This is a genomic window from Arthrobacter sp. CDRTa11 (genome assembly GCF_026427775.1).
GTDB lineage: Bacteria > Actinomycetota > Actinomycetes > Actinomycetales > Micrococcaceae > Arthrobacter.
In genome coordinates, this window is sequence record NZ_CP044532.1 from 224,513 (window position 1) to 237,834 (window position 13,322).

A 13,322-nucleotide genomic window follows, 5' to 3' on the forward strand; every position below is an offset into this window, starting at 1 on the left:
CCTGGTAAGCGGCACGCAGCTCAGGCTCTAACGTCCGCCATGCCGGCCTGAGCGCTTCCGTGGCCGGGCCTAATCTTGACTGCCGTCAGGGGCACAGGCTCCGGCCGGGGCACGGTGCTGCGGACGGTTACCGAGGACCCGGTCCGGGCGGATTCCAGCACCGATTCCATAACATCCAGCACATGGAAGGCCAGCTGTCCGCCAGCGCGGGGTTCCGCTCCGGCAGGGGTCGCGGCGAGGTCGGCGATGCCGAAGCCCCGGCCGGCGTCGACGTAGCCGGCCGAGACCGGAAGGGTTTCCCACTCGCGGGAGCCGAGGGCGAAAAGCTCAACATCGCCGTCGAAACGGTTGGGGTCCGGGACCACCAGGGAACCAAATTCCCCGTGCACCTCAATGTTCGGGGCCTTGGTGCGCACCGCGTCGAAGCTCATCACCAGTGTGGAGATGGCGCCGTCCTGGTGGGTCAGGATCCCCGTCACGTGGGAGTCCACCTCTACGGGAATGACCTGGCCTGCGCGGGGACCCGAGCCGATGGTGCGCTGGGACCGTGTGTGGCTGGCCGCGCCGGTCACCGACACCACCGGCCCCAGCAGTGTCACCAGGGTGCTGACGTAGTAGGGGCCCATGTCCAGGAGCGGGCCGCCGCCCGGCTGGTAGTAGAAATCAGGGTTGGGGTGCCACAGCTCATGACCGGGCGTGGCCATGGTGGCGGTGGCCGACACGGAGGTCCCGATCATGCCGTCGTCAATCGCCTTGCGGGCGGTCTGCACCCCGGTGCCCAGCACAGTATCCGGCGCACAGCCGACGACGGCGCCCGCGGCCTTCGCGGCATCCAGCACCGTGCGTGCCTCTTCGGTAGTGGCAGCGAGGGGCTTTTCGCCGTAGACACTCTTTCCGGCAGCAATCGCTTTCAGCGCCACTTCCGCGTGGACTGCCGGAACCGTCAGGTTCAGGACCAGCTCAACATCGGGGTCAGCAAGGAGAGCGTCGACGCTGAGCGCCCGAACGTCGTCGTACGTTTTGGCGACTGCCTGCGCGCGGGACTGGTCCAGATCCGCCACGGCCACCAGCCGGACGGAACCGAGCCTCCTGAAACTGGCCAGGTACTGGGCGCTGATGGCGCCGCAGCCCACTATTCCGACGTTCAGCGGCTTGCCCACAGCAGGCCCCTTTCGATCAGGGTGTTCACGTTGGCGTCCTCCAGGACTTTCAGGTTGTGGCCGGGGGTGCAGACAAAGATACGCCCCTGGCCCCATTGCCGGGTCCAGACGGCCGGGGACGTGACTTCGCGGTTCCAGGGATCCCACGGGCGCACTTTTTGGGTGGTGGTGGCCAGCACGTCGATGTAGTCATCCGCCAGCACCCAGTACTGCTCGGTGACCAGGTCAAAGTCGCTGAGGCCGCGGGTGATCGGATGGTCCGCCGCAGCGGGAAGCATGTTCACCGTGTACGGCACGTAGTTGTCCGCCTGGGCGCCGGTGCGCTCGTCCGGGTGCTTGCCCGGGTGGCAGGCGAACTGGCCGCCGATGAGGTGCAGGTAGTCCGAGGTGTTCCGGTAGGAGTCGGCGATCCCGCCATGCCAGCCGGCGAGTCCGGTGCCGTTTTCGACGGCGGTGCGCAGCCCGTTGAATTCGTCCCGCTCGATGGTGGACATGGTCATGCACTGCATGATCAGGTCCACGCCGGCCATGTAATCAGTGTCCCCGTAGATCTTGGGGGAGTCCTCCACCCGCACGTTATATCCGTTCCCCTCAAGGAAGGGGATGAAACGGTCTGTCGCCTCTACTGGCTGGTGTCCGTCCCACCCGCCACGGACCACCAGGGCGGACTTCTTGCCGGTCATAAGATTCCTCTGCTTGGGTATGAGTTCAGACGGTTTGCCAGCGGCTGGCGGCGGCCGCGCTCGCCTCAACAGCAGCCAGCACCCGCTGGACCTGGAGGGCGGCGGCGAAGGAGGGCTCCGGCTGGCGCTGTTCAGCGATGGCATGCACCAGGTCCACTGCCTGGTGCGTGAATCCGTGTTCGTAGCCAAGGCCGTGGCCGGTGGGCCACCAATTCCCCACGTAGGGGTGCTCCGGCTCGGTCACCATGATCCTGCGGAAGCCTGAATCGGGACCTTCGGCGGCATCGTAAAAGGAGAGCACGTTCATGTCTTCAAAGTCGAAGGCCAGCGAGCCCTTGGTGCCGTTCACCTCCAGCCGCATGGCGTTCTTGCGGCCCAGAGCATAGCGGGTAGCTTCGAACACTCCTATGGCGCCGGCAGGCTGACCGCCGTTGGAAGCACTGCCGTTTGAAGCACCGGCGGACGCAGCGCCGCCGTCGAACCTTGCGCTGAAGATGGCAGCGTCGTCCACCGTCACTTGGCCGCGCGGGGCGTTCGCATCCACATCCCCGTGGCCGCCCAGTCCAACCAGGTCGCCGGCAAGGGGGCGTTCGGGGACAAAGGTTTCCAGCAGGGCCGAGACGCCGTTGATCTTCTGGCCGGTGACCCACTGGGCAGCGTCGATGCTGTGCGCGCCAATGTCGCCGAGCGATCCGGAGCCGGACTTGGATTTGTCCAGCCGCCAGGTCATAGGGGCCGTTTCGTCGCTGAGCCAGTCCTGCAGGTACTGGGCGCGGACGTGCCGGATGCTGCCCAGCCGGCCCTGCTCAATCAGCCGCTTCGCCAGGGCGAGTGCCGGGGTGCGGCGGTAGGTGAAGCCGCACATGGAGAACACCCCCTTGGCCGCAGCCGCAGTGGCCGCCTCCACCATCCGCTCTGCCTCGGACACGGAGTTGGCCAGCGGCTTTTCGCAGAGAACGTGCTTTCCGGCATTAAGGGCGGCGATCGCGATCTCGGCGTGGGTATCACCGGGGGTGCAGATGTCGATCAGGTCAATGTCATCCCGTTCAATCAGCCGCCGCCAATCTGTCTCCGTGGAGGCCCATCCCAGTTTGGCGGCGGCTTCCCGGACGCCCGTGGCGCTGCGGCCGGCCACTGCGGTCAGTTGTGGTTCCAGCGGCAGGTCGAAGAAACGCGGGGCGGTTCGCCAGGCATGGGAATGTGCGGCTCCCATAAAGGCGTAGCCGATCATGCCGATTCGGAGGGGTGGCGGGGTGCTCATATGGAGGTCCTCTTGAGGGCAGTTTGCTTTCGAAATATTTCGGAAGACTTTTTCGTCAGTGGGATAAAATCTAGTGCTGCCAAAGGGCATGGTCAAGGTTTTATCGTATAGAATCGGAACGAAATATTTCGAAGAATCAGGAGCTCCGAATGCCGGTTGAGCAGCAGGCACGCCTGACCCTGGCGGCGGTCGCCAGGGAGGCTGGGGTCTCCGCGCCGACGGTCTCGAAAGTCATCAACGGCCGCCACGATGTCTCCGCCGAAACCCGGGCCAGGGTGTTGGCTGTGTTGGCCCGGACCGGCTACAAATCACCGTTACAGCAGCGGCGAACCCTGGCGGAAAAGCCTGCGGTGGACGTAGTCCTGGATTCACTGAACTCCGCCTACAGCGTTGAGGTGCTCAACGGCATCCTGGAGTGCGCGGAACTCTCGGACGTGGAAGTCCTGCTCACGGTCAGCGGCATCGAAGGCGCCGCACCACTGAATCCGGAACGGCGTGCCCAACGGATCATGGACGAGGGCCGTTGCGGGATGATCGTGGTGACGTCGGCATTCGGTGACGCGCCCCTTGACGCCTTCCACCGCCGCGGCATTCCGGTGGTTGTCATCGATCCCCTCAATCCGCCGTCGGAAGAAGTGGTGAGTATTGGCGCTACAGACTGGGCCGGCGGCAAGGACGCCACGGCACACCTCCTGGCGCTGGGCCACCGAAGAATTGCCTATTTGGGCGGCCCGGACACCGTCGAATGCAACCAGGCCAGGCTGCACGGCTACCTTGCCGCCCTCCGCTCAGAAGGAGTCACCGTGGAGGACGGCTACATCCTTTCCGGCCCCTTCTCATCGGATCACGGAGCCCGGGGGCTGAACACCCTCCTGCAGCTGGAGCCACGGCCCACTGCCATCTTTGCCGGCAACGACGCCATCGCGCTGGGCGTGCTGGCGGAGGCCCGCAGGCTGAACATCCGGGTTCCGGCTGACATCAGCGTGGTGGGCTTTGACGGTACGCGCCCGGCCCAGGATTCCGTGCCCGCGCTGACGTCTGTGGCGCAGCCGCTCCGCGAGATAGGCCGCACCGCCCTGCGGATTGTGCTGCGGCAGGTGCGCGGCGAAGTGCCCGACTCGCGCCGGGTGGAACTGGCCACCCATCTGGTGGTCAGGGAATCCACCGCCCCGCCGCCATAACCCCCGGCCGCCCTAACCCCCGACCGCCCCGGAACCGGCGGCCCGCCCCTCAAACTCGCGAATTTTTGTCCAGATACGGCGACGTTGAGGCAGGCAAAGTCGCCACAAATGGACAAAAATTCCTCACGGGAGGGTCAGTTCAGCTTGCCTGCCAGTCGCTCGCGCATCTGGATGCTGGCCGAGTTGAGCCCGATCAGCTCCACCTCGCGTCCGTGCCGGCGGTACTTCTCCGTGACGGCGTCCAGCACGGCAATGGTGGAGGCATCCCACAGGTGCGAGGCGTGCAGGTCCACGATGACACGGTCAATGCCAGGTTCGGCGTCCAGGGCATATTCGAACTGGGTATAGAGGTCGTTGGAGGAAGCAAAAAACAGCTCGCCGTCCACGGTGTAAATGGCCACGTTCTCGCCGTTCAGTTCCACCACGGTGCGCTCCACTGTCACAAAGTGGGCCACCCGGCGTGCGAACATGGCCATCGCCGCCAGCACTCCCGCCCCAACCCCGATGGCCAGGTTGTGCGTCACCGACACCACCGCCACGGTGATGAGCATGACAGCGGTTTCGGACTTGGGCATCCGGCGCAGTGTGCGCGGAGCAATGGAGTGCCAGTCGAAAGTGATGGCGGAAACGAAGATCATCACGGCCACCAGCGCAGCCATGGGAATGAGGCCCACTACATCGCCCAGCGCCACCACCAGGATCAGCAGGAAGACGCCTGCCAGGAATGTGGACACCCGGCTCCGGGCTCCCGATCCCTTGACGTTGATCATGGTCTGGCCGATCACGGCGCAGCCGCCCATGCCGCCAAAGAAGCCGGTCACGATGTTGGCCACGCCCTGGCCCCAGGATTCACGGGTTTTGTTGGACCGTGTGTCCGTGATGTCGTCCACGAGCTTGGCGGTCATCAGTGATTCCAGCAGCCCCACCAAAGCCATCGAGAGCGAGAAGGGAGCCAGGACCTGGAAGGTCTCCCAGGTCAGCGGGACGCTGGGGAAGAACAGCGAGGGCAGGCTCTCGGGCAGCTGGCCCTTGTCGTGGACGGTGGCCACGTCAACCCCCGCCAGCACGGCAAACAGGGTGAGCACCACGATGGCAACCAGCGGCGAGGGAACCGCCGTCGTGATTCTGGGCAGGAAGACCACGATGGCCAGGCCCGCGGCAACCAGCGGATAAACCATCCACGGCACGCCGATCAGCTCGGGAATTTGGGCCATGAAGACCAGGAGCGCCAGGGCGTTGACGAAGCCCACCATGACTGAGCGGGGGATGAAGCGCATCAGCCTGGTGACGCCCAGCACGGCCAGCAGGATCTGGAAGACCCCCGCCAGGATCACGGCCGCGATCAGATGGTCCAGGCCGTGGCTGCGCATCAGCGGGGCAATGACCAGGGCCACTGCGCCGGTGGCCGCGGAGATCATGGCGGGCCGTCCGCCCACGAAGGAGATGGTGACGGCCATGGTGAAGGAAGCGAAGAGGCCGATCCGTGGGTCAACGCCTGCAATCACCGAGAACGCTATGGCTTCCGGGATCAGCGCCAGCGCCACTACCAGTCCTGCAAGAGCCTCGGTCTTGAGCCGGCGGGGAGAGCGGAGGGTGGCCCGGACGGACTGGAGCTGCAGGGGCTGCATGGATCCTATTTCTTGGTTTGGCGGTAACGCTCGATCTGTTTCAGCCGCCGGAGGAGGCTGTCGCGCCGGGGGTGCGGAACGGCGTCGGGCGCCTCGGCGGTGAGGTCAATGTGTTTGGGCCCGTACTGCCACAGCAGGAGGTCATCCAGCAGGCGGTCCGGGCCGGGGGAGTAGCGGTGGTCCAGCGCCTTGCGGACCTCGGTGATCCGGTTGGCGCTGAGCAGCCCGGCCAGCTGGACGGTCTGCTTGAGGCCGTGCGCCGCCATGAGTTCGGCGGCCCAGCCCCAGTCATCATCCACTTTACGGTCCACGTGCGGCAGCAGTGTACGCCAGACGTCACGGATCCTGTTGGGCGTCAGTTGCGCGGCGCCCTCCCCGTCCATGTCCCAGTAGCTGCGGACTTCCTCATAGCGCTCGTGCAGATCGGCGAAGGCGCCTTCCACCGTCTCCAGCATGGCGGCGGTGGCGGTGAACTGACGGTCGAAGTGGGGTGTCCAGGCGCGCGGATCCTCGGCCTTGAAGCGGATGTCATGCTCAATCTCGCTCCACGCGTGGGCAAAGACAGTGCGGATCTGGCATTCGAAGAAGTAGCTGCCGTTGGGCTGGATGTCCGGGTTGAAGGCGTGCTGGTACTCCTTGACGGCCTCGTTCTGGATGCTGCGCAGGATGAGGTGGCGGCTGGAGTAGCCGTACGTGCCGGACTCGATGGAGCCGATGTCCTTCTCCCGGTCCCCGCGGCAGTCAAAGACCTGGCGTTGGCGTTTAATCAGGTTGGCCACCAGGGCATTCTCGGCCGGCAGTTTGGTGATGACCCGCACGCCCACCATGTCATTGAGGGTCCTGAACGGATCGGGGAACTTCAGCACCGGAGGGCCGCCTGGCTCCAGCGGCTCCTCGATCCGGGAAATCTTCTCCCGGAACGACTCCACCGACTTGGTGCGGCCGGTAACAAAGAGCGGGGTGACCTCGGTGTCCTTGAGCATGTCCCGCAGGATGTGCAGTACGTCCTTGGTGACCAGCTTCAGGGCAGGGCGGACGCGCTCGTAAAGCTCCACGTTCTCCTGCACGGATTCGCGGAGGCTGACGTCCAGGCTGTCCCAGTTACTCGGCATGGTCCCAGCTTACGGCGGGCCACTGACACCGCGTTGTCACGCTCCGCCCGGGTTAAGCCGAGGTGGAGTTTCGGACCACCAGCGAGCTTTCGAGCGTCAGTTGCGGCTGCTCCAAGGGCAGGCCTTCCATCAGGCGCCGCAGCTGTTCTCCGGCCTTGGCCCCCAGTGGGGTTGCGGGCAGATGGACACTGGTCAGGCTGGGATTGCTGGTGGCGGAGTACGGCAGGTCATCGAACCCGGCCACGGCCAGCTCCGCCGGGATCTGGACCCCGGCAACGCGGGCTTCCTGCAGCACGCCGTACGCGTGGGTGTCCGTAGCGCAGACGACGGCGGTGATCCCCGCTTCCTGCCACCGCGGCCATACGGCCGCGAACGCCTGGGCAGCGGCGCCGACGTCGATGGTGGTGCTGATGATGCTGCCCGGCTTCACCGAAATACCGCGTGCCTGGGCTTCGGCAAGGAAGGCTGCACGGCGGACGTCGAAGGTTGCCGTGCCGGTCAGGCTGTCCAGGTACGCCACCTCTGAATGCCCGACGGCGGCCAGGTGCGCCGCCAGTTCACGGGCACCATGGGCTACATCCAGATTGACCGAAGGGGCGTAGGCCTCCAGGCCCGGTGCGTCCAGCAGCACAAGGGGTCCGGCTGCCGAAAGCTCTTCGAGGAAGTCCGCGTTTGGGGCGTCCACCAGCAGGCCGGCCGGACGGAGTGCCATCAGTTTCCTGACGTCGTCCGCCTGCGGAAATTCACCGGCGTCGGTCACTGACAACAGCAGCTGGTAATCGGCGCCGAGGGATTCCCGGACGCCGGCAATCACCTTGGCGAAGAACGGGTTGGAGATGTCCGGTGCCACCAGCAGGACGATGGAGCTCACACCCTTGGCGAGGGAGCTGCCGATGCCGTCCACCACGTAGCCGAGCTCGGAGATTGCTTCCCGGACCCGGGAAATGTTGTCTTCTGAGACGCGTCCCGCGGTCTTGCCGTTGGCCACCAGGGAGACAGTCGCCGTCGAAACGCCGGCGCGGGCAGCCACCATGGCCGCCGTGACCCGCGGCGCACGCCCGGACTGCTGGTTCACCTGTTCCGCGGATTTCATACCTCGATGGTAATGCGCCCTCCGCCGGCCACGCCTCCGGGTGACCTGCTCGTGGCAGTAGGTACGCAGGAAGGCATGGACCAAGCAGCGATATTGGTGCTGCTAGCGGGGCTTGAGGCGGTTGACCGGGGGCAGGTTGTGGTTGGTGGCAAGGATTCGAAGGGCGTCCATGGCCGGCGTCCTGTCGGCCGATTCCAGCAGTCGCCAAGAGCGGTGCCCCGGATTTGAAAGCTCGCCGTCGACGTTAAGGCGGCAATTGACCGTGCGCTGCAGCGCCTGAGTGCCCCCGGCAACCTTGAAGGGTTTACGACCACCAAGTGTCGGTAGCTTGGCTGGAGGCAGGTGGTCAGCGACCAACACATCGATTTGCTGCTTGTCCCGCACGAAACGGTGGGCCGGGGCATCCTTGTCGATGGATTTCTGCAGGGTGTATCCCAGCCTGTTCAGAACCCCGGCCACCGACGACGTCGTCGCCCCGGTTTCGATGTGCAGAACGATGTCGACGTCTGCTGTTGGCCGGGAGACGGCCAGGCCGGCGGTGGCCGCATGCAGCTGGACCATGAGTCCGCCAACGAGTGTCCACTGGGTTGATGGCAGTTCCCGCGCGAGCTCAACACACTGCCGCCAGGGAGTTCCCCAGCCGCCCGGCGGCACAGGGACGGCCCAGACCTCGCGGTCGTCAGCGGGTTCGACTGGTATTTCCGTCGTCGGCTCAGACATGGAGGAGCTCGTTGATGACGCGTTGCCCAGCAGTTCGTTCACGGGTTGAGAGGCTGCCCATCAGGTCTACTGCGATCGCAGCCAGGGGTGCACGGCAGTCAACGAAGGGCTCAGTGAATGCCACCTCCCGGACGATGGCGTTCCCGTCCGGGTCTTCGACCATCCCGAGGGCTGCGGCGAGCTGTTCGGCGTCGCCCAGCATCACATAGCCCTCGACGATGCCGCTGCCGCCAGTCAAGCCGAACCTGGCTGCTACTGCTTCACTGCGCAGGGCCGAGACGCCACCGGGAATAAGGTGATCCTGAAGGATAGGCATTCCATCCTGCGTCACCCGGTAGCGGCGGACCCGGTCCTTGTGGCGTGCCAGGAGGGCAACGTCCTCGGCGGTTCGGCCGCGGAGCCTGCTTTTCAGGCGTGACTTCTCAGACGATGAAATCCAACCCGGGTTGCCACCGGAGAGCATAGTCAGTGCCGCCCAAGCAACCTTGGGGGTCCAGGCGCGGCCCCGTCGAGTGCCTGCAGCTGCCTGTCGTTCCACCGACGAGCGATTCAGCAGCAGAACCCTACCAGCCTTGCCCATAACCGTCAGCTGGCCGGAGCCAACGAGCTGACGGACGGAAGCTTGAGTAATGCCGAGGCGTTGCCCGGCCTCTCGGGTGGTCACTGCTTCCATTGAACTCATACACTAATGCTTTCTCATCGCAGCATATGTGTCAACACACTAATAGTCTCTTGAGGCAGTATTAGTGTCAATCGTGCGTCCTGCGGCAGGAGGCTGCTGCCGTCGCTTTATTCTTTGCTCGTTCCTGCTCGGAGCTGCCTGGACTGTCTACCGTACGGGCCACCCTTTTGCGATCGTAGATCCTCTGCCGGGGCTACTACCTAACCAAATCCCCTAACGACACGGTCAAAAATGGGGAGGTCGCTGCCACGGATGGAGAAGCGCCAAAGTTTAGCTTTGGGCCATCATCCGTCGCGACCTCGATGTAAGGGCCGCACGTCCCGCCGGAGGAAGCGTGGAAAAGCCCAACAAAATACACCTACCGCTCGGGATCTCCCTTGCGGTAGTGGCCAGCCTGGTCCTGACCGCTTCAGTCGCTGTACCTGTCCAGCTGACACGCTCACCCCAAGTCATCAGTGCACTTCCCGGGCCGGCGCCGGAAAAGGTTGTCGTGGACGCGCCTGCATTCGTGGACATGCGTGTCCGCGGTGCAGGGTCGGTCCCCATCGTGGCCAGGTGGCAGTACATTAACGGCGCAGAGGCTTTTAATACCAGACTGGACGCACGCCTCTTGGGGATCTTGGACGCCCACGCCGGTGGCCGTCATGAGCCTTCAGTGCAGGACAGCGTTGCCGGGGTACCAATCAGGGATGGAGAGTCCGTCACCCATGAGGTGGTGCTGGCTACCGGAAGCATCGCAGGTTCGAGGTTCGTGCAGGAATCCATGGACGGAGGCGTCCGGACCGGCTATACCGTGGAGATTACGTACGAGGACCTGGGTACCGGGGCAGTCACCGGCAGCGCCGCCCTGATCGACCCCGAAGAAATCAGCACGCTCCGCAGAATGCTCCGGGACGTGCCCGCACTTTCCGCCCCGGCCGGCTCGGAGCAGGAACCGGCGCCAAGACCGGCTGCCGAACGCGGCAACACGTCAGCGGCAGACCCGGCGACGGGCACGGCGCCCATTCCTGATGGCGAGCTGCTCTCCGCCGTGACGTTCACTCCCGCCGGGGAAGTCAGCATCACTCTAAGTCGGGTTCCTGATACCGGCTCCGCACTGACGGATCCCGTCACCGTCGTCCTCAGCGCGGTAGCCACCAGCGACGTCCTGTCACCTGCCGGCCAGGCACTTCGCCGCCAGGTCATCGCCGGAACGCCGTTCGAAAGGCCTGGTTCTTCGGGTGTTGAACGCATCAACTGCGACATAGTTGCCTGCGCTGCACTGACCTACGATGACGGGCCGAACGCCCAAACCGCCCGGCTCCTGGAGATCCTTGAAAAGCACAACGTGAAAGCAACATTCTTCCAGCAGGGCGCGTACGTCAATTCCCACCCGCAGGTTGCCAGGTCGGTAGCGGACGGGGGGCATACGATAGCGAACCACACGATGAGCCACCCCTACCTGACCAAACTCTCACCAGCCGGTATTGCACGGGAGGTCCAAGGTGCGCAGGCGGCCATAGAAAAGGCGGCCGGTGTTGTGCCGGCCTACCTGCGGCCACCGTACGGTGCAACGAATGCCAGTGTCGCCTCTTCGGTGAGGCTACCCCAGGTCCTGTGGGATGTTGATGCTTTGGATTGGCAGTCCCGAAACAAGGCCGTCTTCATCCCGCGGATCATGAGCCTGGTCAAACCCGGATCTATCATTCTTCAGCATGACGTCCATGCCGCCACTGTGGATGGCCAGGACGAGCTCATTACGCAACTCAAGAACCGGGGCTACTACCTGGTGACTTTGCCACAGCTTTTCGCCGGGATAAAGCTGGCGCCGGGCGGATCCTATAAATGCCGCGGCGCAACACCCGGCTGTGTCAGCGGACGCCCGAACCTGCCACCTGCATCGGCCCAGCACAGGTGAATGCTCTGCCCTGATGCCATAGGTACGCTGGAGTGGGACTGCCCGCTCCAAGCTCGCGCCACAATCGGTGTTACGGCGTAACTTTCGGTACCAAATGTACGCTGGGTATCGGCACGGCGGCACGACCACTTTGCCTGGCTAACAAGCAGGGGGACAACGTAGCCATGCATCAAAAGGTCAGTAGCCCGCGGCGTCGGGCGTTTCTTCTCTCGGCCACAGCTTTGCTGCTCTCCGGTTGCAAACCCGGAGAGTTACCGTCAGCGCCCAAACCGACTGTAGCCGCGGCGCCTGCAGCTTCGGCCGATGCACCGGCTCCTGACATCGCTCCCGGTCCGAAACCACTCATACGGGATGCCGCGCCCGAGCCGGCAGTCCAGTCGCAGGATCAGATACACGCCGGGTTCTCTGAGCACCGTCCTTCCTATTGGGGCCTCCAGGCGCCAAACGTCGTCCAATCCCTGCCACAACCCGCCGCAGGGATCGCACTGACCGTGGATTTTTGCGGCGGCCCGGGAGGCAGCAGAACTGACCAGTCAGTCCTAAACATGCTGAAACGCCACGGGGTCCCGGCAACGCTCTTCCTGAACACCCGATGGATCCACCACAACCAGAACCTGGTACAGGAACTCGCCGCCGAACCCCTCTTTGAACTCGCCAACCACGGAACCCGCCACGCCCCGCTGAGTGTGGAGGGTAAATCCGCCTACGGGATCCCCGGAACGCGAAACAGGCATGAGGTTTACGAGGAGATCATGTCCAACGACAACCTCCTGAGGAAAATCACTGGTAAGCGCCCGCGCTTTTTCCGTCCCGGCACCGCTTACCTGGACGACGTTGCAGCCGAAATCTGTCTGGCCCTCGGCGTGATCCCCACCGGCTTCAGCATCAATGCCGACGCCGGGGCAACATACTCAGCGTCAGTTGTCGCCGCCGAAACGGCCAAAGCCCGGCCCGGTGACATCATCATTTCCCACGGCAACCGCCCCGGCTCCGGCACGGCGGCCGGCCTCGCGGCGGCTATCCCGGCCCTCCTGGAGAAGGGCTACGCCTTCACCACCCTCGGCGCAGCCCTATCCTGAGTTCGCAACCAAGGGCTACTGTCCGCCGGATATCAAGAGTCCTTGGACGCGAGGGCCAGTTCCCAGGCAGCCTGATGGCGTTCGACGTAGTCAGCGGCGGCCCGCCAGTGGTCACCGTGTCCATTGAGGTACATGCCGGCCCATGGCTGGAACCCGGTGGCGTTGGCGGACTTCAGTAGATTGAACATCGCTGCTGTCCGTTTCGCCATTGCGGCCGGCAGCGCCCTGCGCAGGCTGTCATCGGCGTCGTATCCGTCCACGACGGCGCGCAACCTTAAGGACGCCTCCTCCACGGGCTGCCCGTCGAACAGCACACCGAATGACTGTGCCGCGTAGGCCAGGTCCCACAGCCGGGTGCTGGGGCCGGCGCCGTCCCAGTCAATGAACACCCAGCGGTCACCAAGGATGAGGTTCCAGGGCGCGAGGTCGTTATGGCACATCAGATTTGGATTCTCTGCCGGCAGCAGCATCTTCCAGTCGCACTGACGGGGAACACCAAGGGTTTCGCTGGCATCGTGGATGTGGCGGATCATCCGGCCAACGCGACGTAATTCGTCCTGGCCAAGTGGCAACAGATTGATCGCGGGTTCGCCTTCGACATACTCCACCACCTGCCGACCTTTTTCGTCGCGGCCCAGGGGCTGGGGAACATCCAACCCGGCGGACCGAAGCGCAGCAAGATAGCTCTGTACAGCGGACGAGTTTTCCACCCAGGGCTTCCGGACGGTGTGACCGATGCGGACAACACTTTCGGACGCATTACCGCCTGCCAGTTCTTGCTCCTCAGGGACCATCCCAGCAGGCTACTGGGCACAAGGCTGATGTC

Annotated in this window: 12 protein-coding genes; 3 read left to right on the forward strand and 9 right to left on the reverse strand. The window is 64.5% G+C overall.

Annotation, left to right across the window (positions count from 1 at the left end; genetic code table 11):
• Nucleotides 1-20 precede the first annotated feature (20 nt).
• Genes F8G81_RS01005 through F8G81_RS01015 form a run of 3 tightly spaced genes read right to left on the reverse strand, consistent with a single transcriptional unit; the run spans nucleotide 21 to nucleotide 3,104 of the window.
• Nucleotides 21-1,160, reverse strand: coding sequence for a Gfo/Idh/MocA family protein (locus F8G81_RS01005; protein ID WP_267277188.1), 1,140 nt, complete (start codon nucleotides 1,158-1,160; stop codon nucleotides 21-23).
• On the reverse strand, nucleotides 1,145-1,843 hold the full coding sequence (locus F8G81_RS01010; protein WP_267277189.1) for a ThuA domain-containing protein: 699 nt from the start codon (nucleotides 1,841-1,843) through the stop codon (nucleotides 1,145-1,147). The genes F8G81_RS01005 and F8G81_RS01010 overlap by 16 nt, the downstream gene beginning before the upstream one ends.
• Nucleotides 1,844-1,868: 25 nt before the next feature.
• Nucleotides 1,869-3,104 (reverse strand): Gfo/Idh/MocA family protein, encoded by a 1,236-nt coding sequence (locus tag F8G81_RS01015; RefSeq protein ID WP_267277190.1) that lies wholly within the window; start codon nucleotides 3,102-3,104, stop codon nucleotides 1,869-1,871.
• Between the two features lie 149 nt (nucleotides 3,105-3,253).
• Here F8G81_RS01015 and F8G81_RS01020 point away from each other — a divergent pair, with 149 nt between their 5' ends.
• Nucleotides 3,254-4,285, forward strand: coding sequence for a LacI family DNA-binding transcriptional regulator (locus F8G81_RS01020; protein WP_267277191.1), 1,032 nt, complete (start codon nucleotides 3,254-3,256; stop codon nucleotides 4,283-4,285).
• A 134-nt stretch (nucleotides 4,286-4,419) separates the two neighbouring features.
• Here the strand turns inward: F8G81_RS01020 and F8G81_RS01025 are convergent, their stop codons facing one another.
• From F8G81_RS01025 to F8G81_RS01045, 5 genes are all read right to left on the reverse strand, one after another.
• Nucleotides 4,420-5,913, reverse strand: coding sequence for a SulP family inorganic anion transporter (locus F8G81_RS01025; RefSeq protein ID WP_267277192.1), 1,494 nt, complete (start codon nucleotides 5,911-5,913; stop codon nucleotides 4,420-4,422).
• Nucleotides 5,914-5,918: 5 nt separating this feature from the next.
• Nucleotides 5,919-7,025, reverse strand: coding sequence for a GTP pyrophosphokinase (locus tag F8G81_RS01030; RefSeq protein WP_267277193.1), 1,107 nt, complete (start codon nucleotides 7,023-7,025; stop codon nucleotides 5,919-5,921).
• Between the two features lie 52 nt (nucleotides 7,026-7,077).
• Nucleotides 7,078-8,118, reverse strand: a complete 1,041-nt coding sequence (locus F8G81_RS01035; RefSeq protein ID WP_267277194.1) for a LacI family DNA-binding transcriptional regulator — start codon at nucleotides 8,116-8,118, stop codon at nucleotides 7,078-7,080.
• Nucleotides 8,119-8,220: 102 nt separating this feature from the next.
• Nucleotides 8,221-8,838: a hypothetical protein gene (locus F8G81_RS01040; RefSeq protein WP_267277195.1), complete on the reverse strand. Its 618-nt coding sequence runs from the start codon at nucleotides 8,836-8,838 to the stop codon at nucleotides 8,221-8,223.
• Nucleotides 8,831-9,520, reverse strand: a complete 690-nt coding sequence (locus tag F8G81_RS01045; protein WP_267277196.1) for a DNA-binding protein — start codon at nucleotides 9,518-9,520, stop codon at nucleotides 8,831-8,833. The genes F8G81_RS01040 and F8G81_RS01045 overlap by 8 nt, the downstream gene beginning before the upstream one ends.
• 334 nt (nucleotides 9,521-9,854) lie before the next feature.
• Here F8G81_RS01045 and F8G81_RS01050 point away from each other — a divergent pair, with 334 nt between their 5' ends.
• Nucleotides 9,855-11,417, forward strand: a complete 1,563-nt coding sequence (locus F8G81_RS01050) for a polysaccharide deacetylase family protein (RefSeq protein ID WP_267277197.1) — start codon at nucleotides 9,855-9,857, stop codon at nucleotides 11,415-11,417.
• 491 nt (nucleotides 11,418-11,908) lie between these two features.
• Nucleotides 11,909-12,496 carry a polysaccharide deacetylase family protein gene (locus F8G81_RS01055; protein WP_267277198.1) on the forward strand — a complete coding sequence of 196 codons (588 nt, stop codon included), beginning with the start codon at nucleotides 11,909-11,911 and terminating at the stop codon, nucleotides 12,494-12,496.
• Nucleotides 12,497-12,528: 32 nt separating this feature from the next.
• On the opposite strand, the gene F8G81_RS01060 is transcribed toward F8G81_RS01055, so the two are convergent.
• Nucleotides 12,529-13,290 (reverse strand): phosphotransferase, encoded by a 762-nt coding sequence (locus F8G81_RS01060; protein WP_267277199.1) that lies wholly within the window; start codon nucleotides 13,288-13,290, stop codon nucleotides 12,529-12,531.
• Nucleotides 13,291-13,322 lie beyond the last annotated feature (32 nt).

Coding starts and splice junctions, on each gene's coding strand:
- F8G81_RS01010 (WP_267277189.1), bottom strand. CDS start 1,843: ATGACCGGCAAGAAGTCCGCCCTGGTGGTCCGTGGCGGGTGGGACGGA.
- F8G81_RS01015 (WP_267277190.1), bottom strand. CDS start 3,104: ATGAGCACCCCGCCACCCCTCCGAATCGGCATGATCGGCTACGCCTTT.
- F8G81_RS01020 (WP_267277191.1), top strand. CDS start 3,254: ATGCCGGTTGAGCAGCAGGCACGCCTGACCCTGGCGGCGGTCGCCAGG.
- F8G81_RS01025 (WP_267277192.1), bottom strand. CDS start 5,913: ATGCAGCCCCTGCAGCTCCAGTCCGTCCGGGCCACCCTCCGCTCTCCC.
- F8G81_RS01030 (WP_267277193.1), bottom strand. CDS start 7,025: ATGCCGAGTAACTGGGACAGCCTGGACGTCAGCCTCCGCGAATCCGTG.
- F8G81_RS01035 (WP_267277194.1), bottom strand. CDS start 8,118: ATGAAATCCGCGGAACAGGTGAACCAGCAGTCCGGGCGTGCGCCGCGG.
- F8G81_RS01040 (WP_267277195.1), bottom strand. CDS start 8,838: ATGTCTGAGCCGACGACGGAAATACCAGTCGAACCCGCTGACGACCGC.
- F8G81_RS01045 (WP_267277196.1), bottom strand. CDS start 9,520: ATGAGTTCAATGGAAGCAGTGACCACCCGAGAGGCCGGGCAACGCCTC.
- F8G81_RS01060 (WP_267277199.1), bottom strand. CDS start 13,290: ATGGTCCCTGAGGAGCAAGAACTGGCAGGCGGTAATGCGTCCGAAAGT.